Annotated in this window: 23 protein-coding genes; 11 read left to right on the top strand and 12 right to left on the bottom strand. The window is 71.8% G+C overall.

The features are described 5' to 3' along the window. The first annotated feature begins 102 nt into the window (after nt 1-102). The 5 genes from rpmH to IDM46_RS13515 all read left to right on the top strand — a co-directional run bounded on the left by rpmH (nt 103) and on the right by IDM46_RS13515 (nt 4,973). A complete protein-coding gene (gene rpmH / locus IDM46_RS13535) occupies nt 103-243 on the top strand; it encodes a 50S ribosomal protein L34 (RefSeq protein WP_182824021.1) in 141 nt (46 codons plus the stop codon). A 46-nt stretch (nt 244-289) separates the two neighbouring features. Further along, on the top strand, nt 290-706 hold the full coding sequence (rnpA, locus tag IDM46_RS13530; protein WP_182824023.1) for a ribonuclease P protein component: 417 nt from the start codon (nt 290-292) through the stop codon (nt 704-706). Nucleotides 707-719: 13 nt separating this feature from the next. After that, nucleotides 720-2,465 carry a membrane protein insertase YidC gene (gene yidC / locus IDM46_RS13525; protein WP_182824025.1) on the top strand — a complete coding sequence of 582 codons (1,746 nt, stop codon included), beginning with the start codon at nt 720-722 and terminating at the stop codon, nt 2,463-2,465. A gap of 24 nt (nt 2,466-2,489) precedes the next feature. Next, the gene (gene mnmE / locus IDM46_RS13520) at nt 2,490-3,833 is read left to right on the top strand and encodes a tRNA uridine-5-carboxymethylaminomethyl(34) synthesis GTPase MnmE (protein WP_185116058.1); all 1,344 of its coding nucleotides are present in this window, start codon (nt 2,490-2,492) and stop codon (nt 3,831-3,833) included. 99 nt (nt 3,834-3,932) lie between these two features. Further along, nucleotides 3,933-4,973: an energy transducer TonB gene (locus tag IDM46_RS13515; RefSeq protein ID WP_182824030.1), complete on the top strand. Its 1,041-nt coding sequence runs from the start codon at nt 3,933-3,935 to the stop codon at nt 4,971-4,973. Between the two features lie 442 nt (nt 4,974-5,415). On the opposite strand, the gene IDM46_RS13510 is transcribed toward IDM46_RS13515, so the two are convergent. From IDM46_RS13510 to IDM46_RS13485, 6 genes are all read right to left on the bottom strand, one after another. Further along, on the bottom strand, nt 5,416-6,597 hold the full coding sequence (locus tag IDM46_RS13510; protein ID WP_182824032.1) for an ABC transporter permease: 1,182 nt from the start codon (nt 6,595-6,597) through the stop codon (nt 5,416-5,418). After that, a complete protein-coding gene (locus tag IDM46_RS13505; protein ID WP_182824034.1) occupies nt 6,594-7,340 on the bottom strand; it encodes an ATP-binding cassette domain-containing protein in 747 nt (248 codons plus the stop codon). The genes IDM46_RS13510 and IDM46_RS13505 overlap by 4 nt, the downstream gene beginning before the upstream one ends. A 1-nt stretch (nt 7,341) precedes the next feature. Beyond that, on the bottom strand, nt 7,342-8,856 hold the full coding sequence (locus IDM46_RS13500) for an alpha/beta hydrolase (RefSeq protein WP_185116057.1): 1,515 nt from the start codon (nt 8,854-8,856) through the stop codon (nt 7,342-7,344). Further along, entirely contained in the window at nt 8,853-9,053 is a 201-nt protein-coding gene (locus IDM46_RS13495) for a helix-turn-helix transcriptional regulator (protein ID WP_185116056.1), read from the bottom strand. Before IDM46_RS13495 ends, IDM46_RS13500 begins: the two co-directional genes overlap by 4 nt. Further along, on the bottom strand, nt 9,050-9,442 hold the full coding sequence (locus tag IDM46_RS13490) for a hypothetical protein (RefSeq protein WP_185116055.1): 393 nt from the start codon (nt 9,440-9,442) through the stop codon (nt 9,050-9,052). The genes IDM46_RS13495 and IDM46_RS13490 overlap by 4 nt, the downstream gene beginning before the upstream one ends. A 94-nt stretch (nt 9,443-9,536) precedes the next feature. Then, a complete protein-coding gene (locus IDM46_RS13485; RefSeq protein ID WP_185116054.1) occupies nt 9,537-10,313 on the bottom strand; it encodes a ferredoxin--NADP reductase in 777 nt (258 codons plus the stop codon). An 84-nt stretch (nt 10,314-10,397) separates the two neighbouring features. Between IDM46_RS13485 and IDM46_RS13480 the strand changes: the two genes are divergently transcribed. The 4 genes from IDM46_RS13480 to IDM46_RS13465 all read left to right on the top strand — a co-directional run bounded on the left by IDM46_RS13480 (nt 10,398) and on the right by IDM46_RS13465 (nt 13,852). After that, a complete protein-coding gene (locus tag IDM46_RS13480; protein ID WP_182825218.1) occupies nt 10,398-11,369 on the top strand; it encodes an ABC transporter ATP-binding protein in 972 nt (323 codons plus the stop codon). After that, nucleotides 11,366-12,172 carry an ABC transporter permease gene (locus tag IDM46_RS13475; RefSeq protein ID WP_182824044.1) on the top strand — a complete coding sequence of 269 codons (807 nt, stop codon included), beginning with the start codon at nt 11,366-11,368 and terminating at the stop codon, nt 12,170-12,172. Before IDM46_RS13480 ends, IDM46_RS13475 begins: the two co-directional genes overlap by 4 nt. A 170-nt stretch (nt 12,173-12,342) precedes the next feature. Next, nucleotides 12,343-12,681 (top strand): hypothetical protein, encoded by a 339-nt coding sequence (locus IDM46_RS13470; protein ID WP_182824046.1) that lies wholly within the window; start codon nt 12,343-12,345, stop codon nt 12,679-12,681. A gap of 76 nt (nt 12,682-12,757) precedes the next feature. Continuing rightward, entirely contained in the window at nt 12,758-13,852 is a 1,095-nt protein-coding gene (locus IDM46_RS13465) for an OmpA family protein (protein ID WP_223877982.1), read from the top strand. A 63-nt stretch (nt 13,853-13,915) separates the two neighbouring features. Here IDM46_RS13465 and IDM46_RS13460 read toward each other — a convergent pair whose 3' ends face one another. Further along, a complete protein-coding gene (locus IDM46_RS13460; RefSeq protein ID WP_182824048.1) occupies nt 13,916-14,713 on the bottom strand; it encodes a TatD family hydrolase in 798 nt (265 codons plus the stop codon). A gap of 118 nt (nt 14,714-14,831) precedes the next feature. Here IDM46_RS13460 and hrpB point away from each other — a divergent pair, with 118 nt between their 5' ends. Continuing rightward, a complete protein-coding gene (gene hrpB / locus IDM46_RS13455; RefSeq protein ID WP_185116053.1) occupies nt 14,832-17,354 on the top strand; it encodes an ATP-dependent helicase HrpB in 2,523 nt (840 codons plus the stop codon). A 103-nt stretch (nt 17,355-17,457) separates the two neighbouring features. After that, a complete protein-coding gene (locus tag IDM46_RS13450; RefSeq protein WP_182824052.1) occupies nt 17,458-17,835 on the top strand; it encodes a hypothetical protein in 378 nt (125 codons plus the stop codon). A 14-nt stretch (nt 17,836-17,849) separates the two neighbouring features. On the opposite strand, the gene IDM46_RS13445 is transcribed toward IDM46_RS13450, so the two are convergent. The 5 genes from IDM46_RS13445 to IDM46_RS13425 form a co-directional block, all read right to left on the bottom strand. After that, nucleotides 17,850-18,953, bottom strand: coding sequence for a hybrid sensor histidine kinase/response regulator (locus IDM46_RS13445; RefSeq protein WP_185116052.1), 1,104 nt, complete (start codon nt 18,951-18,953; stop codon nt 17,850-17,852). A gap of 136 nt (nt 18,954-19,089) precedes the next feature. Continuing rightward, nucleotides 19,090-19,647 (bottom strand): pseudouridine synthase, encoded by a 558-nt coding sequence (locus IDM46_RS13440; protein WP_182824056.1) that lies wholly within the window; start codon nt 19,645-19,647, stop codon nt 19,090-19,092. Then, nucleotides 19,647-20,504, bottom strand: a complete 858-nt coding sequence (locus IDM46_RS13435) for a methyltransferase (RefSeq protein ID WP_223877981.1) — start codon at nt 20,502-20,504, stop codon at nt 19,647-19,649. The genes IDM46_RS13440 and IDM46_RS13435 overlap by 1 nt, the downstream gene beginning before the upstream one ends. Nucleotides 20,505-20,604: 100 nt before the next feature. Continuing rightward, a complete protein-coding gene (locus tag IDM46_RS13430) occupies nt 20,605-21,093 on the bottom strand; it encodes a hypothetical protein (RefSeq protein WP_182824059.1) in 489 nt (162 codons plus the stop codon). A gap of 62 nt (nt 21,094-21,155) precedes the next feature. Then, nucleotides 21,156-21,533, bottom strand: a complete 378-nt coding sequence (locus IDM46_RS13425) for a LysM peptidoglycan-binding domain-containing protein (protein ID WP_182824061.1) — start codon at nt 21,531-21,533, stop codon at nt 21,156-21,158. Between the last annotated feature and the right edge of the window lie 97 nt (nt 21,534-21,630).

Raw genomic sequence — 21,630 nt, 5'->3', positions numbered from 1 at the left:
CCCGGTGCGCCAGGGCGCGCCGGCACGCGATTTGACCTGCGCCCGTCGACGCGCCTAGAATCTCCGGTTCTTTCCGCCGCGTCAGCTAGAGCGACCGACACCATGGCCACCAAGCGCACCTTCCAACCCAGCAACCTCAAGCGCAAGCGCGACCACGGTTTCCGTGCCCGCATGGCGACTGCCGACGGCCGCAAGATCCTTGCCCGCCGCCGCGCCAAGGGCCGCGCGCGCCTCACGGCCTGACGTTGCCTGGCGGCCGCTTCCGCTGGCCGCCATTGTTCCGCTTCGCATGAACCTCCGCTTGCCCCGCCAAGCGCGTGTCCGCGTGCGTGCCGAATTCGACCGGGTGTTCCAGGACGGCCGCCGCACGGCGACGCCGCTGCTGGCCCTGCACGTCCTGCGTGATGGCGCGCCCGCGCGCCTCGGCCTGGCCGTGTCGCGCAAGGTCGATCGCCGCGCGGTGGCACGCAACCGCATCAAGCGCGCGCTGCGCGATGAATTCCGCCATGTCCGCGCCGCATTGCCGGACGCGGCGTTCGTCGTGGTGGTGCGCCACGGTGCCTCCAAGGCGGCGCCGGAAGCGCTGCGCGAAGCCTTCCGCGATGCGTTGCGCCGTGCCGGCGCGTTGCCCGCACCTGACCTGACCGGCACAATGCCCGCCGCCCCCCTTCCCGCCATCCCAGCGCCGCGACCTGCCGGCCAATGAGCATGCCTGCCCGATGAACCAGACCCGCACCTTCCTGATCTTCGCCTGGCTGATGGTGGCGACCCTGCTGTGGATGGAGTGGGGCAAGGAGCAGCGCGCGCCGGTTCCGGTGGCGGACACCACCGCCGCGATCGCCGGCCCGGATGCCAGCATCCCCGGAGCGCCGCCCGCGGCGGCGGTCCCCGGTGCGGTGCCGGTCGCACCCGCGGCAGCTGCGGCCGGGGCGATCCCGGGCATGGGCGCCACCCCGGCGCCGGCGACCGCCGGCCTGCTCCAGGTGCGCACCGACGTGCTCGACCTCGCGCTGCGTGGCGGCGTGGTCGCACGCGCCGACCTGCTGGGGTTCCCGCAGACCCGAGATGATGGCAGCGCGCCGGTGCGCCTGTTCGATGACGCGCCGGCGCGGTTCTTCGCCGCGCAGAGCGGCTGGGTCAGCCAGGGCAACGCGGCGCCGACACACGAGGCCGGCTTCCAGCCGGAGTCCGCGCAGCTGCAGTACCAGCTGGCCGCCGGCAGCGACACGCTCGAGGTGCCGTTCGTATGGCAGGGCCCGGACGGCGTCAGCATCCGCCGCGTGTACGTGTTCACGCGCGGCAGCTACGCGATCGACGTGCGCGACACCGTCTACAACAAGAGTGCCGCGCCCTGGCAGGGCCACGTGTACCGCCAGCTGATCCGCCTGCCGCTCGCGGTCAAGGCCGGCTGGACCAACCCGGAGTCCTTCAGCTTCAACGGCGCCACCTGGTTCAGCGCCACCGACGGCTACAGCCGCCGCAAGTACGCCGACTTCATCGATGACGGCCCGCTCAACCAGGTGCAGACCGGCGGCTGGCTGGCGATGCTCCAGCACCACTTCTTCAGCGCCTGGATCCCGCAGCCGACCGACGAGGTGACCGTTTCGCTGCAGTCCACGCCGGGCGCCGGCGGCGTGCCGCTGTACCTGATCCGCGAAGTCGGCCCGGGCGTGATGGTGGCGCCGGACGGCCAGGCCACCACCAGCGCGCGCCTGTGGGTCGGGCCCAAGCTGGTCGGCCAGATCAAGGCCCAGGGCGTCCCCGGCCTGGACCGCGCGGTCGACTACAGCCGCTTCTCGGTGTTCGCCTTCCTCGGCGAAGGCCTGTTCTGGATCCTCAACAAGCTGCACGGCCTGTTCCAGAACTGGGGCTGGTCGATCATCGGCCTGGTGATGCTGGTCAAGCTGGTGCTGTACCCGCTGTCCAAGGCGCAGTACCAGTCGATGGCCAAGATGCGCAAGTTCCAGCCGCGCATCGCGCAGCTCAAGGAGCGCTACGGCGACGACAAGCAGAAGTTCCAGGTCGCCATGATGGAGCTCTACAAGAAAGAGAAGATCAATCCGGTCGGCGGTTGCCTGCCGGTGCTGCTGCAGATGCCGATCTTCCTCGCCCTGTACTGGGTGCTGCTGGAGTCGGTGGAGCTGCGCCACGCGCCATGGATGCTGTGGATCCAGGACCTGACCGCGCGCGACCCGTACTTCATCCTGCCGGTGGTCAACATCGCGGTGATGTGGGCGACGCAGAAGCTGGCGCCGATGGTCGGCATGGACCCGATGCAGCAGAAGATGATGCAGCTGATGCCGCTGGTGTTCGGCGTGTTCATGGTGTTCTTCCCGGCCGGCCTGGTGCTGTACTGGGTCACCAACGGCTCGCTGGGCCTGCTGCAGCAGTGGTGGCTGATCCGCCGCTATGCCGACAAGCCGGTGAAGCCCGGCGACTCCGGGACGGCGGTCGCGAAGAAGTGACGCCGTTGGCCGGCCCGCGCCGCCATGCCTGAGGCCGCGACCGACACGATCGTCGCGGTCGCCACCGCGTCCGGTGCCGGCGGCATCGGCATCGTGCGGTTGTCGGGCCCGGCGGCCACCGCCATCGCGGCCACGGTCTGCGGGCGCACGCTGCGCCCGCGCCATGCGCACCACGCACGCTTCCATGACGCCGCCGGCGAGGTGCTCGACGACGGCATCGCGCTGCTGTTCCCGGGCCCGGCCAGCTACACCGGCGAGGACGTCGCCGAACTCCAGGCGCACGGCAACCCGGCGCTGCTGCAGGCACTGGTGGCGCGCTGCTGCGCGCTGGGCGCGCGCATGGCGCGGCCCGGCGAATTCACCGAGCGCGCGTTCCTCAACGGCCGCCTCGACCTGGCGCAGGCCGAGGCCGTGGCCGACCTCATCAACGCCGGCGACATGCTCGCCGCGCGCGGCGCGCGACGGGCGCTCGACGGCGCGTTCTCGCGCCGGGTGGAGGCGCTGGCCGACGCGCTGGTCACCATCCGCGTGCATGCCGAAGCCGCCATCGACTTCGCCGACGAGCCGCTCGACACCCTGGGCGGCGACCTGCTGGCCGCGCGCCTCGCCGGGGCCCGCGCCGCGCTGGCCGCGCTGCTGGCCGCGACCGAACGCGGGCGGCGCCTGCGCGATGGCCTGCACGCGGTGATCGTGGGCCCGCCGAATGCCGGCAAGAGTTCGCTGTTGAACGCGCTGGCCGGCAGCGAGCGCGCCATCGTCACCGACGTCGCCGGCACCACGCGTGACCTGCTGCGCGAATCGCTGCGCGTCGACGGTGCCGAACTCATCCTCGTCGACACCGCCGGCCTGCGCGAAGGCGGCGATGCGATCGAGCGCGAAGGCATGCGCCGCGCGCGCGACGAGCTGGCGCGCGCCGGGCTGGCGGTGGTGGTGCTGGATGCGCGCGATCCCGACGCCGGCCGCGCCGCGCTCGACGCCGCGCTTGCCGGGGTGCCGGAGATCCTGTGGCTGCACAACAAGGCCGACCTGCTGCCCGCCGATGCGCCGCCGCCGGCCGCGGGCGTGCTGCGCGTGTCGGCGCGCTCGGGGGCCGGACTGGAGGCCCTGCACGCGCGCCTGCGCACGGCGGTGCTGGGCGAGCCGGCGGCGGGCGAAGGTGAATTCACCGCGCGCGCGCGGCATGTCGAGGCGCTGGGCCGCGCCGCCGGCCACCTGGAGGCCGCGGCGGACGCCCTCGCCGGCGAGGCGTTGGACCTTGCCGCCGAGGCGCTGCGTGTCGCGCACGGGGCGCTGGGCGAGGTCACCGGCCAGGTCGGCGCGGATGAACTACTCGGTCACATTTTCTCGCGCTTCTGCATCGGCAAGTAGCGCAGGCGGCGCCGACGGCGCCCGGGAGTTGACAAACGGCCGCGCCTGTCGCGTGCTACGCACACGTGCGCGCCCGCGCACCAAGGGGGAGTTGAACCGATGTCCGTGACAAAACATGCGTTCCCGCGCCCGGTGGTCTACCGGCTCGCGCTGGGCGTGGCACTGATCTGTGCCCTGTCGGCCTGCAAGGGCGACGAGGCCACCACCAACCCGCCGGCCGCCGCGGTGACCGGCGAGCAGGCCGCCGCCGCGGCCGCGGCCGCGACCGAAGGCGCCGCCGCCGAGCTTGCCGCGCTCAGCCCCGACGAACTCCGCGCCAAGGCGCGCGCGGCGTACGCCGAGAGCAAGCTGTACGCGCCCGCCGGTGACAACGCCATGGAGTACTACCTGGCCCTGCGCGAGAAGTCGCCGGGCGACGCCGCGGTCTCCAGTGCGCTCACCGACCTGATGCCGATGGTGGTGATCGCCACCGAGCAGGGCCGCGACCGCGAGGACTTCCTCGAGGCGCGCCGCCTGTCGGCCCTGATCGAAAAGGCCGACGCCAACCATCCGTCGCTGGCGCGCCTCAAGGCCTCCATCACCGGGGCGGAGGAAGTCGCCACCCGGCGCGTCGCCCAGCAGGCCTTGACCGCCGAGCAGGAAACCGCGCGCCAGGAACAACTGGCCGCCGACCGTGAGCGCAGCCAGGCCGAGGAGCAGCGCGTGGCCGCGCAGAAGCTGGTCGAACAGCAGGCGGCCGCCGCCCGCGCGGCGACCGAGGAAGCCGCCGCCACCGCGCGCCGCGAGGAGCAGCGCGTAGCCGAGCAGCGTGCCGCCGAGCAGCGCGCGGCCGAGCAGCGCGCCGCCGCCGCAAGGCCGGCCGCGGCCACCACGCCGGCCGCCGGCACCGCCCTGCGCGCGCTCAGCACGCCGGCACCGCGTTATCCGGCCGAGGCGCTGCGCGCCGCGCAGTCCGGCGAGGTGCAGGTGGAGTTCACCGTGTCGCCGGACGGCAGCGTCACCGATGCGCGCGTGGTGCGTGCCAACCCGCCGCGCGTCTTCGACCGCGAGGCGGTCGCCGCGGTCCGGCGCTGGCGCTTCGAGCCGGTCGCCGAGCCGGTCACCACCCGCCGCACCATCGCGTTCAATCCCGGCGGCTGAGCCGCGTGGCGTGACGCAGGAAAAAGCCCGGCGCAAGCCGGGCTTTTTTGTGGTTCTTTCCCGACTGGCGGAAAAGCGCGGGGCTGGTGTTAGCGGCGGGTACCAAGGCCCTTGAGGACTCATGTCCCCCGGCGCTGGCCTGGCGGCCAGCGCCTCCTCCTTGACTTCGCCCTCAAGGGCCTTGGCACCCGCTCCGCCGCACTACGCGGTTGTTGCGGGAGCCAAAGCCACAGCCCCCCATCTCGCGAATGTTGGCTGTACCCGCAGCCAGCGCAGAGCCCCGAAGTGGCCGGGAGGGCTTCGCGGGGAAGTAAAGGAGGAGGCATCCGCCGCCAGGCGGATGCCGGGGGACATGAGCCGCGAAGCCCTCCCGGCCACCACAGGGGCCCAACCAAAAAAAGCCCGGCGCAAGCCGGGCTTTCTACAGGCGGGGGTGCGGCCGTCAGGCCGAGATCGCCAGCTTCTCGCGGTGGTACAGCCGCGCGGCGAGCAGCCACAGCACCACCCCCAGTCCGAAACCCGCGCCGAGGTAGGTTCCCCATTCCAGTGGCGTGATCCACTCGCTGCGCACCAGCTTCAGCAGCATCTGGTTCTGCGCCAGGAACGGCACCGTGAACTGCCACAGCGCGTTCTTCACCGGGTTCACCATCAGCACCACGGTCGGCACGATCGGCAGCAGCATCAGGATGCTCATGTAGCTCTGCGCCTCCTTCACCGACTTGACGCTGGCCGCGATGAGGGTCAGCAGCGTGGTGCCGATCAGCACCATCGGCAGCAGGACCAGCAGCATCTGCAGCATCATCGGTGTCGACACCGAAACCAGCTGCATCGCCCGCGGCGCAAGCGCGAAGCTCAGCTTGAACGCCACCAGGATCAGCGCCAGGCTGAGCATCCCGAACAGGCAGGCGGCGAGGATCTTGCCGCTCATCAGCGCGCTGCGCGAGGCCGGCGTGGCCAGCAAGGGCTCCAGCGACTGCCGTTCGCGCTCGCCGGCGGTGACGTCGATCACCAGGTAGGCGCCGCCGAGGAACGCGCTCAGGATCAGCAGGTACGGCAGGAACGCCAGCAGCATGCCGCGCCGCGCCTCGGGCGTGGCCACGTCGCGCTGCGCCACCAGCACCGGCGTGGCCACCTCCGGGCTCAGCCCGCGGCTCACCACGCGCAGCGCACCGAGCTGCTGCCCGTACTGGGCGAGCGCGGCCTGCAGGCGGCCGACCGGGATCTGCGAATCCTGGCGCGACGAGTCGTAGATGATCTCGACCATCGCGCTGCGGCTCTCGCGCCAGCGCTGCGGGTAGTCGGCCGGGATGCGCAGCACCACGTCGTGCTCCTGCTGGCGCACGGCGGTGTCCGGGTCGGCCGGCGGCGGCAGCGTGCCGATGTTGCGCGTGCCGAGGTGGCGCACCAGGTTGGGCGCGTGCTCGGCGCCGATCACCGGCAGCTCCAGCGTGGATTCCAGCTGCGTGCGCGCGCGCTTCTCGGCCATCGAGCCGATGCCGAGGATCAGCACCGGGAACAGGATCGGCCCCATCAGCAGGCCGAGCATCACCGTGCGCCGGTCGCGGAACAGGTCCATCAGCTCCTTGCGCGCAACGGTGAACAACGCGTTGTTGGTCAGGCTCATGCGGACAGGCCCTCCTCGGTGCCGATCAGCTGGACGAAGGCGTCCTCCAGGTTGTCTTCGCCCGCCTGCGCGCGCAGCTCGTCGGGCGTGCCGCTGGCACGCACCTCGCCGTTGGCGATGATGACGATGCGGTCACAGAGCGCGGCGACCTCCTGCATGATGTGGCTGGAGAAAATCACGCAGCGGCCCTCGCCGCGCAGCTGCTGCAGGAACGCGCGCAGGCCGCGGGTCGTCATCACGTCCAGGCCGTTGGTGGGTTCGTCGAGGATCACGTTGCGCGGGTCGTGCACCAGCGCGCGTGCGATCGCGGTCTTGGTGCGCTGGCCCTGCGAGAAGCCTTCGGTGCGCCGGTCGAGGAAGTCCTCCATGCCCAGCGTCACCGCCATCGCCGCGATGCGCGCGGCGATGGTGGCGTCGTCGAGGCCATGCAGGCGCCCGAAGTAGGCGATGTTCTCGCGCGCGGTGAGGCGCTTGTACACCCCGCGCGCATCCGGCAGCACGCCAAGGCGGCGGCGCACGGCGGCGGCGTCGCGCCGCGTGTCGAGGCCGTCGATGCGCACTTCGCCGCGCTCGGGCGACATCAGCGTGTAAAGCATGCGCAGCGTGGTGGTCTTGCCGGCGCCGTTGGGCCCGAGCAGGCCGGTGATCTCGCCGTCGCGGGCGGTGAAGCTGACCCCGCGCACCGCGTGCACCGGGCCGGTCTTCGACGGGAAGCTCTTGTGCAGGTCGTGGACTTCGATCATCTCAGGGCTCCCAGCCATAGTTGCCGGCAAACGGCGGCTCGGCGGCGAGGCGCTCGAGGCAGGTGGCGTCGATGCCGGCGGCATCGGCGCGCTCGATGAACTGCGCGAACAGCTTGGGCATGCAGCCCACGCCGAGCACCGCGTGGCCCTGGCCCGGGGCGACCAGGTGGCGGCCGTTGGCAAGGTGCTTCACGACCTCCTCGCCGTAGCGCGGTGGCGTGACCGGGTCGTACTCGCCACTGATCGCCAGCACCGGCACGTCGCCGCCCAGCGGCGTACGGAAGTCGTCGGCGCGCGGGGCGACTGGCCAGGCGGCGCACTGCGCCTGCATCAGTTCCACCATGTCGTTGCCGAGCACGCTGCTGCTGTCGCGCGGGTCGGGCCTGAGGTCGGCCGCGTCCTCGCCGCACATCACCGACAGCTGCATGCCGTGCGCGATCATGTCGCCGAGCGACGCCACCAGCAGCCGCGACTGCGCCATCAGCGGCTCGTAGCGGCCATTGGCGGCCTCGTGCAGCAGCAGCGGCAGGGTGGATGCCGTGGCCGGCTGGTAGGAGAACATGCGCAGCAGCGCGGCCAGGTCGCCGAACTGCGGCGCCTGGGTGTGCCACCCGCCGTCCACCGGGTCGCGGAAGCGCACCTCGGCGAGGTTGCCGGCCTGCAGCGCGGTGCGCACCGCGGCCAGCTGCGTGGTCGGGTCGCCGAGGTTGGCCAGGCAGGCCTTGTCGGCGCGGCAGCGCGCGAACTGCGCGGCCAGCGCGTCCTCGAGGTTGCGTGCGTGCTCCTGGCCCAACGCCAGGCTGTTGGGCACCACGCCGTCGATCACCACCGTGCGCACCTGCGCCGGGAACGCCTTGGCGTACTGCTGCGCCACGCGGGTGCCGTAGGACACGCCGACCAGGTTGGCCTGCGGCGCACCGAACGCCGCGCGCACCAGGTCGAGGTCGCGGACGTGGTCCATGGTGCCGTAGCGGCGCAGGTCGCTGTCCTTGGCCAGCGTGTCGCGGCACTGGGCGGCGAACGCGCGCATCGCGTCGGGGCTCATGTCGTCTGCGGGCCCGAACGCGTTGTCGCCCTCGCCGTCGCTGCAGCGCAGCGGGTGCGAGCCGCCGGTGCCGCGCGCGTCGACCAGCAGCACGTGGCGGTTGCGGCGCACATCGGAGAACGCCGGCGCCACGCTCGGGTAGGACTCGAGCGCGGACTGCCCGGGTCCGCCGGCGATCATGAACACCGGGTCGGGCTCCGCCTGGCCCTTGGCCGGGATCCACGCCACCGCCAGTTCGATGCGGCGGCCGTCGGGCGCGGCATGGTCCTCGGGGACCTCGAAGCGCGTGCATTGCGCCTCCACGGCGGTCGCGCCGACCGCGCTCAGCGAGCAGGGTTCGAACGCCAGCGTGCCGTGGCGCATGCGCCCGTCGGCCAGCGCGCCCTCGACGCCGCCACCCGTCTGCGCCGTGCAGCCGGCGGCGAGCGCCGCGGCCAGCAGCGTGGCGATGGTCATTCCACGTGTACTCATTCGGGATCCTCGGGAAAGAAAATGGCTTCGATGGTCGATGCGAACAGCCCGGCGATGCGGAACGCGAGTGGCAGGCTGGGATCGTACTTGCCGGTCTCGATCGCGTTCACCGTCTGCCTGGAGACCTCCAGACGTTCGCCGAGCTGCGCCTGTGACCAGCCGCGCCCCTCGCGCAGTTCGCGGACGCGGCTCTTCACCGGTAGCGGCGCGCGGTGATGCAGGCGAACACGCCGTAGGCCAGCATGTACGCCGGCAGCACCAGGATCAGTGCCAGGCCGGTGTCCACCCGCACCACGCCGGCGAGCGCCAGCAGGCCGAGCGAGAAGCTGCCGAGCGTGAGCACCAGTGACGCCTGGGCAAAGGCCTCGAGCTGGATCCGGCGCTGCATCTCGTCGCTGTCGCGCACGAAGCGCAACACCGCCCTCGCCACGAACACGATCGGCACCGCCGGCAGCAACGCCAGCAAGCCACGCGCCCAGGTTGCATCGACCGCGCGCAGCGCGTACATCGACAGGAACAGCACCACGACGTAGGCCGCCATGGCCGGGATGAACTCGCGCCGGTAGCGGCGTTCGATGGATTGCATGGTGGATCCCCGTGTCAAGTTTGCTTGACATGGAGGATGCGGCGCGCCGCGCCTGGTGTCAAGCGAGCTTTACACGTCGGCGCGCAGCCACGCGCTACTTGCTGCTGACGTACTTCTCGCGACGGATGCGCGGCACCGGCAGGCCGTGGCCCTTGAGTGCCTCGAAGCAGGCGTCGACCATGTCCGGGTTGCCGCAGAGGTAGGCGATGTCACCCTCGGCCGATGGCGCGAACTCGTCGATGAACTGCTGCACGTAGCCATGGCGCACATCGGCATGCGCCTGCGCCGAGCCCGGCGCCGGCAGCTCGCGCGAGAAGCACGGCACGAAGCGGAACCCCGGGTGGCGCCCGGCGAACGCGCGGAATTCATCGCCGTACAGCAGCTCCTGCGGGGTGCGCGCGCCGAACAGCAGCACCACCTCGATGCCGCGCGCCGCCATTGCGTCGGCCAGCTGCGGCAGCATCGCGCGGTACGGGGTGACGCCGGTGCCGGTGGCGATCAGCAGGTAGCGGCGGTTGTCGTCGGCGGGCTGCAGGCAGAAGCGCCCGAACGGGCCGCTGGCCTGCACCGTGCCGCCTTCCTGCAGGCTTTCGAACAGCGAGGTGGCGGCGCCGCCGGGCACGTAGCTCACCGCGATCTCCACGCTCTCGCCGGCATCCGGCACGTGGTCGCGGATGGTGGCCAGCGAATAGCTGCGCTTGGTGGCGGTGCCGTCGGCGTAGTGGAAGTGCACCTGCACGAACTGGCCGGGGATGTAGTCCAGCGGCGCGCCGTCATCGCGCACGAAGGTCAGGTGCGCGACCGACGGTGCCAGCATGCGGCGGGAAACGAGCTTGAGCGGGAATTGTGCGGGCACAGCGGAACAGACCATTGCCGGGCCTCGACCCGCAGGGCTCCTATAATACCGCCCCGCCGCATCCGGCCGCGGCCAGGACCCACGATGACCCAGTCCCCCATGCCCGCCGGCGACCACGCCGCCCTTTCGGTGCGCGACCTGCGCAAGACCTACGACACCGGTGTCGAGGCGCTGAAGGGCGTGTCGCTGGATGTCGCGCCCGGCGATTTCCACGCCCTGCTCGGCCCCAACGGCGCCGGCAAGTCGACCCTGATCGGGATCGTCTCGTCGCTGGTCAACCGCACCTCGGGCGAGGTGCGGGTGTTCGGCGTGGACCAGCAGGTCGAGCGCGCGCGCGCGATGCGCCTGATCGGCCTGGTGCCGCAGGAGCTCAACTTCAACATGTTCGAGAACCCGCTCGACATCCTGGTGAACTACGCCGGGTTCTACGGCATCCCGCGCCGCGAGGCGCTGCCGCGCGCGCAGCGCGAGCTCGACCGCGCGCACCTCGGCGGCAAGGCGAAGTCGATGGCGCGCACGCTGTCGGGCGGCATGAAGCGCCGGCTGATGATCGCGCGCGCCATGATGACCAACCCGCGGCTGCTGATCCTCGACGAGCCCAGCGCCGGCGTGGACATCGAGATCCGCCGCGGCATGTGGCAGTCGCTGCGCGAGATCAACGCCGCCGGCACCACCATCATCCTGACCACGCACTACCTGGAGGAAGCGGAGAACCTGTGCCGCAACCTCGCGATCATCGACCACGGCCGGATCATCGAGCACGGGCCGATGCGCACGCTGCTGTCCAAGCTCGACGTCGAGGGCTTCCTGTTCGACGTCGACGGCATGCTGCCGACGGCGCTGCCCGAGATCCCCGGCGCGGCGGTCACCGCGATCGACGCGCACACCCTGGACATCGACATGCCGCGCGCCATGGACCTCAACCGCGTGTTCGCGGCCCTCGACGCCTCCGGCATCCGCGTGCGCTCGATGCGCACCAAGTCGAACCGGCTGGAGGAGCTTTTCGTGCGCCTGACCGGCGACCCGGTGGTGCCCGCCACGCCGGCCGCGCTGCCCGGAGCGGCGGCATGAACGCCCTCGACCCCGCCGTGGCCGAGGCCGGCACCCTGCGCCCCAACCTGGTGGCGCTGGGCACCATCGCGCGCCGCGAGGTGATGCGCATCCTGCGCATCTGGAGCCAGACGCTGGTGCCGCCGGCGATCACCATGACCCTGTACTTCCTGATCTTCGGCGGCCTGATCGGCTCGCGGATCGGGACCATGGACGGCATCGCCTACATGGACTTCATCGTGCCGGGCCTGGTGATGATGAGCGTGATCCAGAACAGCTACGGCAACATCTCGTCGAGCTTCTTCGGCGCCAAGTTCGGACGCCACGTCGAGGAGCTGCTGGTCAGCCCGATGCCGCCGTGGGTGATCCTCGGCGGCTACGTCGCGGGCGCGGTGCTTCGCGGGGTGATGGTGGGCGTGATCGTGCTGGGCATCGCCATGCTGTTCACCACCGTGCGCATCCCGCACCCGTGGGTGACGGTGAGCACGGTGCTGCTGGGCGCGACGATCTTCTCGCTGGCCGGCTTCGTCAACGCGGTGTACGCCAAGAAGTTCGACGACGTGGCGATCGTGCCGATCTTCATCCTCACCCCGCTCACCTACCTCGGCGGCGTGTTCTATTCGGTGCGCCTGCTGCCGGACTGGGCCGAGGCCGCCACCCACGCCAACCCGATCTTCTACATGGTCAACGCATTCCGCTACGGCCTGCTCGGGCAGAGCGACGTCCCGCTGTGGGTGGCGTATGCGCTGATGCTGGGCTTCGTGGTGGCGCTGGGCGCGTTGAGCCTGTGGCTGCTGAAGCGCGGAGTCGGATTGCGCAGCTAGCGCGTCGCAGGGGGCGCGTTCACGCGCCCGCGGGCTTTTTCCCCGACATTTTCCGCGCGTTCCAAACGATTGCATCACCAGGTCCGGGCAAACCCCTCAAGACCTGCGGGAGATGTTGCGCGAGCCTTGGGCACCGGAATCGTCCGGCACGTTCATTCTGGAGAACACCCATGGACGTCCGCACCAGCCTCGCCACGCTGCTCCTTGCCGCTGCCATCGCGCCCGTCGCCGCGCAGGAGTCCATCCCGTCCCTGCCGGCGGTCAAGGCCGAAGCGCTCCGCTACCTGGCCGATTGCGACCATCGCGTCCTGCCCACCCAGCGCGAGGTCGGCGAATGGACCGGGCAGCACAACTTCAGCCAGGTCTACGACACGCGCCTCCAGCTGATGGCCGAGATCGGCCGCACCTGCGAGCAGCCAGGCATCGAGCAGGTGCAGGTGGTGACGCGCGACGATCCCGCCCCACGCCAGCTGGAGCTGGTCGCGATCAACGGCCAACGCCCGGATTGACAGCTGAAGACGGTCTCCATGATCTGGTAGGTTTGCCCGCTGCCGCGCGCGGCACGACCGGACCACGGAGATCACCATGCAGGAAACCAGCCGCACCACCCGCACCACGTTGCTGTTCGCGATGCTCGCGCTCGCCGCCACGGCATGCGACCAGTCCACCGACGGCCCCAGCGTCGCGGAGGCGACGCAGCAGGCGCAGCCCTCGGATGCCGGCGCGCAGCCGGGCGACGCCGCCGTGGCCGGCGCGATGGACATCGACATCGCGTCCGTGCCGGACGGCGCGGCTGCCGCGGGCGAGTCCGCCGGCTTCGACATCGCCGCCCTGCCAGCGTCGACCCTCGAACTGGGTGCGTTTCCGTACTTCACCATTCCCGCCGGATACCGCGAAACACCGCGCCAGAGCCGCCGGCTGGCGCATGGCGAGGCGGCGTTCTGGGTCGGCGACCGCTTCGAAGTCGTCGAGGGCGAGGTGCATGCCGTCGGCATGCGCGTGGCACCGGATGCGGGCAAGGATTTCTCCGCCACCGAGGTCGCGCGCAACATCGAGCACGTGGTGACCGCGGCGGGCGGGGTGAAGGTGTACAGCGGCGAGGAGCCGTCCGACGCGCGCCAGGACAAGGCGATCCAGGCCGTGATGCGTGACTATCCGCCCGAGGCCAAGTGCCTGGTGATGCATCCGGTCGATGTCTACGTGCTGCGGCGCGACGACGGCAACGTGTGGGTGCGCGCGTGTTCCGGCCGCCACTTCGCCGGCCTGATCGTGCTGCGCGAGCGCGCGCTGGTGCCGACGTCGGCGCTGCTGCCGGCCGACGCGCTGCGCGCGAAGATCGATGCCGACGGCCGGGTGGCGATCCAGGTGAACTTCGCCGTGGACAAGGCCGACATCCTGCCCGCGTCGCAAGCGCAGGTGGACCAGGTGCTGCAGCTGCTGCGCGACGACCCGGCGCTGCGCCTGTCGATCGACGGCCACACCGACGCCAGCGGCGACGCGGCGCACAACCAGCGCCTGTCCGAGGCGCGCGCGCGGGCGGTGGTGGCCGCGCTGGCCACGCAGGGCATCGGCGCCGACCGCCTGCAGGCGAAGGGCCACGGCCAGTCGCAGCCCGTGGCCGACAACGCGACCGAAGAGGGTAAGGCCAGGAACCGCCGCGTCGAACTGGTGAAGCGCTGAGGCGTTACCGACGCATGAAGTGCGCCGATGCGGCCAGCCGTGCACCAGGCGGCCGGATCGGCTTCAGTCGCGCGCGGGCAGCCGGAAGAACGCGCGCGTGGTCGCCGTGGCGTTGGCCGCGGTCACTGCCACGTCCTCGCCACGGTCGCGTGCGAGTTCTTCGACGATATGGCCGAGGTGCATCGGCTCGTTGCGCCGGTCCTTCGGCATCGGCTTGAGCGAGCGCGGCAGCAGGTAGGGCGCGTCGGTTTCCACCATCAGCCGGCTGGCGGGGATGTTGGCCACGATCTCGCGCAGGTGCTGGCCGCGGCGCTCGTCGCACAGCCAGCCGGTGATGCCGATGTGCCAGTCGCGGTCGATGCAGTCGAACAGTTCCGCGCGGCTGCCGGTGAAGCAGTGCACCACGGCGGCGCCGATGCGGCCCTCGAACTCCTTCATGATCGCGACGAAATCGGCGTGCGCGTCGCGCTGGTGCAGGAACAGCGGCTTGCCGGTGTCCACCGCGATCTCCAGCTGGCGCTCGAAGGCCTTGCGCTGCGCCGGGCGCGGCGAGAAATCCCGGAAATAGTCGAGGCCCGTCTCGCCTACCGCCACCACTTCGGGATGCGCCAGCAGCGCGCGCATCTCGGCATCGCACTCGGCGGTGTAGTCCACGGCATGGTGCGGATGGACGCCCGCGGTTGCAAACAGCTCGCCGGGGTGCGCGCGGGCGAGTTCCAGCGCCATCGGCGAGTGTTCGCGGCTGGCGCCGGTGACCACCATCTGCACGACGCCGGCGTCGCGCGCGCGCGCCATGACCTGGTCGCGGTCATGGTCGAAGCTGTCGTGGGTGAGGTTGGCGCCGATATCAATCAATTGCATGGCGACATTGTAGGCCGCGTCCCCCGCCCCGCCCCTCCCTGCCCAGCTCCCTTCGCGCCTTCGCGCCTTCGCGAGAAAAACCCGGATCAACATCCACCCCACCCCCTATCCTTTGCGCGTGAACAACGCTTCGTTTCCCATCGACGACCTGCTTCCCGCGATCCGCGCCAGCCTCGCCGACCACACCCGCCTGGTGCTCGAGGCGCCGCCGGGCGCGGGCAAGACCACGCGCGTGCCGCTGGCGCTGCTCGATGCGCCGTGGCTTGCCGGCCAGCGCATCGTGATGCTGGAACCGCGCCGCGTCGCCGCACGCGCCGCGGCGACGTTCATGGCGGCGTCGCTGGGCGAGGAGGTCGGGCAGACCATCGGCTATCGCATCCGCTTCGAGAACCGGGTGTCGGCGGCCACGCGGATCGAAGTAGTGACCGAGGGCATCCTCACGCGCATGCTGCAGGACGATCCGATGCTCGCCGGCGTGGGCGCGCTGCTGTTCGATGAATTCCACGAGCGCCACCTCGCCGCCGACCTCGGCCTGGCGCTGGCGCTGGACGTGCAGGCGGGGTTGCGCGAGGACCTGCGCATCGTGGTGATGTCGGCCACGCTGGACGGCGAGCGGCTGGCGGCGTTCCTCGACGCGCCGCGGCTGTCGAGCGCGGGGCGCAGCTACCGGGTGGACATCGCGCATTTCCCGGCGCGGCGCGACGAGGTGCTCGAGCACCACGCGCGGCGCGCCATCGAGCACGCGCTCGAGCGCCATCCCGGCGACGTGCTCGCATTCCTGCCCGGGCGCCGCGAGATCGCGCGCTGCGCGGCGGCGCTGGAATCCGGCGCCGCGCTCGCCGCCGCGGGCGCCGAGGTGCTGGCGCTGCACGGCGAGCTCGCCATCGAGGAACAGGCGCGCCTGCTGCGCCCGTCAACGGAAGGCCGGCGGCGGGTGGTGCTGGCGACCAACATCGCCGAGTCCAGCGTCACCCTGCCCGGCGTGCGCGTGGTGGTGGACAGCGGGCTGGCGCGCGAGCCGCGCTACGACCCCAACAGCGGCTTCAGCCGGCTCGACGTGGTGCGCATCGCCCAGGCCTCGGCCGACCAGCGCGCGGGCCGCGCTGGTCGCGTGGCCGAGGGCTGGGCGTACCGGCTGTGGCCGGAATCGCTGCGCCTGGAAGCGCAGCGCCGCCCGGAGATCGCGCTGGTCGAACTGGCCGCGCTGGCGCTGGAGCTGGCCGCGTGGGGCAGCGACGCGCTGCGCTTCGTCGACCCGCCGCCGCCCGGCGCGATGGCGGCGGCGCGTGACCTGCTGCGCCGGCTGGGTGCGCTCGACGGTGGTGCGATCACCTCCAGCGGGCGGCGCATGATCGCGCTCGGCACGCATCCGCGGCTGGCGGCGATGCTGCTGGCCGCGCCCGACCCGGCGGCGCGCGCGCTGGCCTGCGACCTGGCGGCGCTGGTCGAGGCGCGCGACCCGCTGCGCGTGCGCAGCGATGCGATCGCAGCGCGTTGGCGTGCGTTGGCCGCGTTCCGCGAGCGCCGCGTTCCGGCCGATGCCAACCGCGGCGCGCTGGCGACCATCGATGCCGCCGCGAAACAATGGCGCCGTCGCCTGCGCTGCGATACGCCGGCGCCGCGCGATGTGCCCGCGCACGCGCTCGGCGACCTGCTCGCCCACGCGTTCCCCGATCGCGTTGCCGCGCGCCACGGCAGCGACCTGCGCCGCTACCAGCTGGCCAACGGCCGCATGGCGCGGCTGGCCGATGACAGCGCGCTGGTCGGCGAGCCATGGCTGGTGGCCAGCGAGCTGCGCTTCGAGGCGCGCGATGCGCTGCTGCTGCTCGCCGCGCCGGTCGACGAGGCGCTGCTGCGGCGTGATTTCGCCGCGCGCTTCAGCGACCGCGACGAGACGCGCTGGGATCCGGCGCGGCTCGCGCTGGTCGGCGAGCGCGTGCGCCGCTTCGACGGCATCGTGCTCGACAGCCGCGTGACCGGTCGCGTCGAACCGCAGGCCGCCGCGCAGGCGCTGACCGATGCGGTGCGCGCGCTTGGTCTGGCCGCCCTGCCCTGGAGCGACGGACTGCGGCAGTGGCGCGCGCGGGTGCGTGCGCTGCGTGCCTGGCAGCGCGCGTTCGATCTGCCCGGCCCGGTCCTGCCCGAGCTTGACGACGAGGCGCTGCTGGCCGGCCTGGACCACTGGCTGCGGCCGGCGTTCGCCGGCAAGTCCAGACTCGATGCGCTGGGCGCCGACGCGTTCGCCGGCGCGCTGCGTGGCCTTATCGACTGGGCATCGCAGCAGCGGCTGGATGCGCTCGCGCCGGCGCGCATCCTGGTGCCGTCGGGACAGGCGCGTGCAATCGAGTACGCGGTCGACGACGACGGCACGCCGCAGACGCCGGTGCTGGCGGTGAAACTGCAGGAGCTGTTCGGCTTGGCGGATACGCCACGGATCGTCGACGGCCGCGTGCCGTTGCTGCTGCACCTGCTGTCGCCGGCCGGCCGCCCCCTGCAGGTGACCGGCGACCTGCGCGGCTTCTGGGACCGCACCTGGCCCGAGGTCCGCCGCGAGATGAAGGGCCGCTATCCCAGGCACCCGTGGCCGGAGGATCCCTGGAACGCCACGCCGACCCATCGCGCGCGGCCCCGCCAAGGCTGAATCGCCGTTGTTCCGATCACGCCGGCGCGACACACCCGGCAACAGACTTGCCGCATCCTGTTCCGCCGGCCGATTGTCCGCCGGCCCACGCAACGAGGCTCCCATGCACAAGCGCCATCATCTCCGCGACACCCTCCCCGACAAGGCCATGGAACTGGTCGGCCAGCTTGGCGAAGGCCTGCGCAACGTCGTACCGGCAGGCGCCGGCAAGTGGCTGCAGACCGGCGCCGCGATCGGCGTCGCACGTACCGGCACGCGTGCCGTCAGCCACGTGGTGCGTCGCAACCCGGTGGCGGTCGCCGCCGCGGCCGCCGGCATCGGCCTGGTGCTGTATGCGGTGCGCAGGCACCGCAGGAAGGCCGAGGCCGAGGCCGCGATCGAAGGCAAGTCGCGCCGCATCGAGGCCAAGCGCGGTGCGCCGCGCAAGCGCGCCGCCAACGCCGACGGCGTGGTCGCCGCCAGCGGTGCCGACGGCGACTGAGGGTCCAGCCGCGGTCAGGCGGTGGCGGCTTCCGGCAGTTCGATCACGAAGCAGGCGCCGCCACCCTCGCGGTCCTCGTACCAGAGCTGGCCACCGGCACCACTGACGATCTGCTTCGCCAGCGACAGTCCCAGCCCGCTGGAGGCGCCGGCGATCGCCGGATCATCGTGGGCCAGGCGCACGAACGGACGGAACAGTTCGCGCTGGCGATGGCCCGGGATGCCCGGGCCGCGGTCTTCGACCCGCAGCTGCCAGTAGCCCGGCGCGCTGGCCGGTGCCGACAGCTCGACGTCGCTGCCCGGCGCGTACTTCATCGCGTTGCTGACCAGGTTCTCGGCGACCTGGCGCAGCACCACCGCGTCCATCGCCACCATGGCGTTGCCGACCGGAGTGGCGCGCAGCTGGCAGCCGCGGTCCTCGAACTGCAGCGCGTAGCGGCCCATGATCCAGTCGACCACGTCGCCAAGTGCTGCACGCGCGTCGACCGGCTGCTCGTCCTGGCGGCGCGCCTGCGCCTGGGTTTCCAGGTAGCGGCGGATGTAGCCGAGGCCATCCTCGGCGCTGTCGCGGATCATCTGCAGGTAACGCGGCACGCGCTCGGGGCGCACGCTGTCGGCCAGCAGCATGTCACTGGCGAACACCACGCTGGACAGCGGGTTCTTCAGGTCGTGGGCGACGAGGTTGACGAGCTCCTGGCGTTCGCGGGCCACCCGCTCCAGGCGGTCGCGCGCCAGCTTCAGGCCGACGTGCGCGTTGACGCGCGCCATCAGCTCCTCGGGAATGAACGGCTTGGTCACGTAGTCCACCGCACCGGCGCCGAACGCGCGCAAAAGCAGCTCGCGGTCCTGCGCGGCCGTGAGGAACACCACCGGCACGCGCAGCAGCGCGCGCTCGCGGATTTCGGCCATCACTCCGAAGCCGTCCATGCCCGGCATCATCATGTCCAGCAGCACCAGGTCCGGAACCTGCGCCTCGACCATGGCAAGCGCAGCCGGCCCGTTGTCGGCCACGGCGACCTCGTAGCCATGGCGCGCCAGCAGCGCGCTGACGACGCGCAGGTTGGCCTGCTGGTCGTCCACGACCAGTACGCGGCCCTGTGCTGTGAACCCTGTTGGCATGATCGTCCCGTCGATCCGTTGCCGGTCTGGCGCGTGAATACGCCGCGGCCGCGCCGTGAAGGTAGCAGAATCCCCGCGGCGCACGGCAAGCTTCGCGGTGCTGCGCGGCGTGCCATGCAGGGTCACGCTGAAGCGTTCAGGCGAAGGGCGCGGCCACCGGGACATCGCGCCAGCTGCCGGGTGCGAGGTCGCCGAGCCGCTGTGCGCCGATCGCGATGCGCACCAGGCGCAGCGTGGGTAGCCCGACCGCGGCGGTCATGCGTCGCACCTGGCGGTTGCGGCCCTCCGAGATACGCAGCTCCAGCCACGCATCGGGCACGGTCTTGCGCACGCGCACCGGAGGATCGCGCGGCCACAGCGGCGGAGGCGCGTCAAGCAGGCGCGCGTGCGCGGCACGGGTCGGCCCGTCGCTGAGCGTCACGCCGGCGCGCAACGCGTCAAGCTGCGCGGGCGACGGCGCACCCTCGACCTGCACCAGGTAGGTCTTGGCCAGCTTGTGGCGCGGATCGGTGATGCGGTGCGCAAGCGCGCCGTCATCGGTCAGCAGCAGCAGGCCCTCGCTGTCATGGTCGAGGCGGCCGGCCGGATACACCGCGGCCGGCAGGCCGAAGCCGGCCAACGTGGGCCGCGGCGGCGTGCTGCGGTCGGTGAACTGGCACAGCACGCCATGGGGCTTGTTGAACGCGACCAGCACTACTTCACGAAGCGCAGGGTCATCCGGTCGCTTTCGCCGATCGCCTGGTACTGCTGGCGGTCCTCGGCGTCGTGGCGGTTGGACGGCGGCAGCGTCCACACGCCGTTCGGGTGGTTGCGGTCGTCGCGCGGGTTGGCATTGATCTCGCTGGAAGCGTCGAGGCGGAACCCGGCGGCTTCGGCCATCGCGATCACCTGCGCCTGGCCGACGTAGCCCGACTTGTCATTGGCCGGGACGTCCGCCAGGGCGCGGTGCTCGACCACGCCCAGTACGCCACCCGGCTTCAGCACCGCATGGAAGGCCTTGAACATGCCCTCGGCCTGGCCCGCGCTGCGCCAGTTGTGCACGTTGCGGAAGGTCACCACCGCGTCCGCCGAGCCGGGCGCGCCCAGCACCGGCGCCGCCGGGTCGTAGGCCACCACGCGGGCGCGCGAGAACTGCGCGGGCGCGGCGGCAAAGAGCGCCTCGAGCCGGCCGCGGGCGGTGTCCTGGTAGGCGCGGCCGGAGCCCGCCGGGAGCGCGGCGGGGTCGACCACGGCGGCGATGTAGCCGTTGCTCAGCCACGGCGCGAGGATCTCGGCGTACCAGCCGGCGCCGGGCGTGACCTCGATGACGGTCTGCCCGGTCTCGATGCCGAAGAAGGTGAGGGTTTCGCGCGGGTGGCGGTACTGGTCGCGGGCGACGTTCGCCGCGGAACGCCAGCTTCCGCCGAGTGTTGCATCGAGCAGCGGATCGGGCGCGTGTTCGCTGACCGTGGCCGGCTTGGCCGTGGAGGCGTCGGCGCCAGGCTGGGCGGTGGCACAGGCGGCGAGCAGCAGCAGCGGCAGCAGGGCGGCGCCCTTGCGTAGGGTGGACATCGGCGTGCTCCAGGAGGGCGGGTCCGCAAGCCTAACCGGAACCCGCACGATGAAAAGGCCCGGCACAGGGCCGGGCCTCGGGGTCATGCGCGGAGGCGGATCAACGCACTTCGTATTCGCGCGTCTGCACGACCGCGCCGTTGAGCAGGATCTCCACCTTGTAGCGGCCCACCGGCCAGCCGTCGGGCTTGCTGACCTGGAAGGCGGTGTTGCCGGTACCGGTGAAGTCGAAGTCGCGGCTCAGCTCGTCCACCAGCTGGCCATCCTCGAACGACCAGCGCGCGGTGAGCTGGCCACGCTGCGGCGTGCCCGGGTCCGACGAGGTGGTGGCCACCGAGGCGTGGATGGTGTCGCCGGTGGCAAAGGTGGTGGCCGGCGCGGTGACGCGGTTGTTGGCATCGACCGCGGTGCCGAGATCGACCGAGGTCACGCTGACCGTGGCCACGGGGGCGGGCGCCGGCATCGTCGCCGGGGCCGGCGCGGCCGGGGGCGGGGTGACGACGGCGGGTTCGTCCTTCTTGCAGCCGGCCAGGGCGAGCGTGCCCAGCAGTGCCGCGGCCAATGCGGCATGGATCGGGGTGCGCATCATGTGGTGGTTCTCCATGGGGTTCTGGGCATGCGGTTCGGGGCTTGGGGCGGGTGTCGCGCGGATCAGGTGTCGGCATCCGCCGGCGGGATCTTCAGCACCTGGCCGGGCTGGATGCGGTCGGGATCGTCGAGCTGGTCGCGGTTGGCCTCGAAGATGCGCCGCCACTGGCCGGCCTTGCCGTACTGCGCCTTGGCGATGTGCGAGAGCGTGTCGCCCTTCTGCACCGTGTAGCTGGTGCCGCCCACCACGGCCTCGGTGGAGGACACGGATGACTGCACGTTGCCGAAATCGGCGCCGCGCGGGGCCGGTGCCTCGGTGCTGCCGACGGCGCTGCGGACGTTGGAAAAGTCCGGCTTGCCCGGTTTGGCGGCGGTGGCCGCCTTGCGGTCCCGATTCAGCGACAGCGATGCCGGATCGTTGGGATTCTGCGGATTGCTCATGCTGGGCTCCTGTGCCTTGCAGCGCGGAGGTTCACACGGCCGTTGTTAAGGGAACATCGCGTCTTTGTGAGCGTCCAGGCGCCCGCCGGACGGCGTG

The sequence above is a fragment of the Luteimonas sp. MC1825 genome (assembly GCF_014764385.1).
In the GTDB taxonomy this organism is placed as follows: domain Bacteria; phylum Pseudomonadota; class Gammaproteobacteria; order Xanthomonadales; family Xanthomonadaceae; genus Luteimonas.
This window is presented reverse-complemented; position numbering and strand designations above follow the sequence as displayed.

What these genes read in the sequence shown, in the direction of transcription:
- rpmH (WP_182824021.1), top strand. Translation starts at nt 103, where the DNA reads ATGGCCACCAAGCGCACCTTCCAACCCAGCAACCTCAAGCGCAAGCGC.
- rnpA (WP_182824023.1), top strand. Translation starts at nt 290, where the DNA reads ATGAACCTCCGCTTGCCCCGCCAAGCGCGTGTCCGCGTGCGTGCCGAA.
- yidC (WP_182824025.1), top strand. Translation starts at nt 720, where the DNA reads ATGAACCAGACCCGCACCTTCCTGATCTTCGCCTGGCTGATGGTGGCG.
- mnmE (WP_185116058.1), top strand. Translation starts at nt 2,490, where the DNA reads ATGCCTGAGGCCGCGACCGACACGATCGTCGCGGTCGCCACCGCGTCC.
- IDM46_RS13515 (WP_182824030.1), top strand. Translation starts at nt 3,933, where the DNA reads ATGTCCGTGACAAAACATGCGTTCCCGCGCCCGGTGGTCTACCGGCTC.
- IDM46_RS13510 (WP_182824032.1), bottom strand. Translation starts at nt 6,597, where the DNA reads ATGAGCCTGACCAACAACGCGTTGTTCACCGTTGCGCGCAAGGAGCTG.
- IDM46_RS13505 (WP_182824034.1), bottom strand. Translation starts at nt 7,340, where the DNA reads ATGATCGAAGTCCACGACCTGCACAAGAGCTTCCCGTCGAAGACCGGC.
- IDM46_RS13500 (WP_185116057.1), bottom strand. Translation starts at nt 8,856, where the DNA reads ATGAGTACACGTGGAATGACCATCGCCACGCTGCTGGCCGCGGCGCTC.
- IDM46_RS13490 (WP_185116055.1), bottom strand. Translation starts at nt 9,442, where the DNA reads ATGCAATCCATCGAACGCCGCTACCGGCGCGAGTTCATCCCGGCCATG.
- IDM46_RS13485 (WP_185116054.1), bottom strand. Translation starts at nt 10,313, where the DNA reads ATGGTCTGTTCCGCTGTGCCCGCACAATTCCCGCTCAAGCTCGTTTCC.
- IDM46_RS13480 (WP_182825218.1), top strand. Translation starts at nt 10,398, where the DNA reads ATGCCCGCCGGCGACCACGCCGCCCTTTCGGTGCGCGACCTGCGCAAG.
- IDM46_RS13475 (WP_182824044.1), top strand. Translation starts at nt 11,366, where the DNA reads ATGAACGCCCTCGACCCCGCCGTGGCCGAGGCCGGCACCCTGCGCCCC.
- IDM46_RS13470 (WP_182824046.1), top strand. Translation starts at nt 12,343, where the DNA reads ATGGACGTCCGCACCAGCCTCGCCACGCTGCTCCTTGCCGCTGCCATC.
- IDM46_RS13465 (WP_223877982.1), top strand. Translation starts at nt 12,758, where the DNA reads ATGCAGGAAACCAGCCGCACCACCCGCACCACGTTGCTGTTCGCGATG.
- IDM46_RS13460 (WP_182824048.1), bottom strand. Translation starts at nt 14,713, where the DNA reads ATGCAATTGATTGATATCGGCGCCAACCTCACCCACGACAGCTTCGAC.
- IDM46_RS13450 (WP_182824052.1), top strand. Translation starts at nt 17,458, where the DNA reads ATGCACAAGCGCCATCATCTCCGCGACACCCTCCCCGACAAGGCCATG.
- IDM46_RS13445 (WP_185116052.1), bottom strand. Translation starts at nt 18,953, where the DNA reads ATGCCAACAGGGTTCACAGCACAGGGCCGCGTACTGGTCGTGGACGAC.
- IDM46_RS13435 (WP_223877981.1), bottom strand. Translation starts at nt 20,504, where the DNA reads ATGTCCACCCTACGCAAGGGCGCCGCCCTGCTGCCGCTGCTGCTGCTC.
- IDM46_RS13430 (WP_182824059.1), bottom strand. Translation starts at nt 21,093, where the DNA reads ATGATGCGCACCCCGATCCATGCCGCATTGGCCGCGGCACTGCTGGGC.
- IDM46_RS13425 (WP_182824061.1), bottom strand. Translation starts at nt 21,533, where the DNA reads ATGAGCAATCCGCAGAATCCCAACGATCCGGCATCGCTGTCGCTGAAT.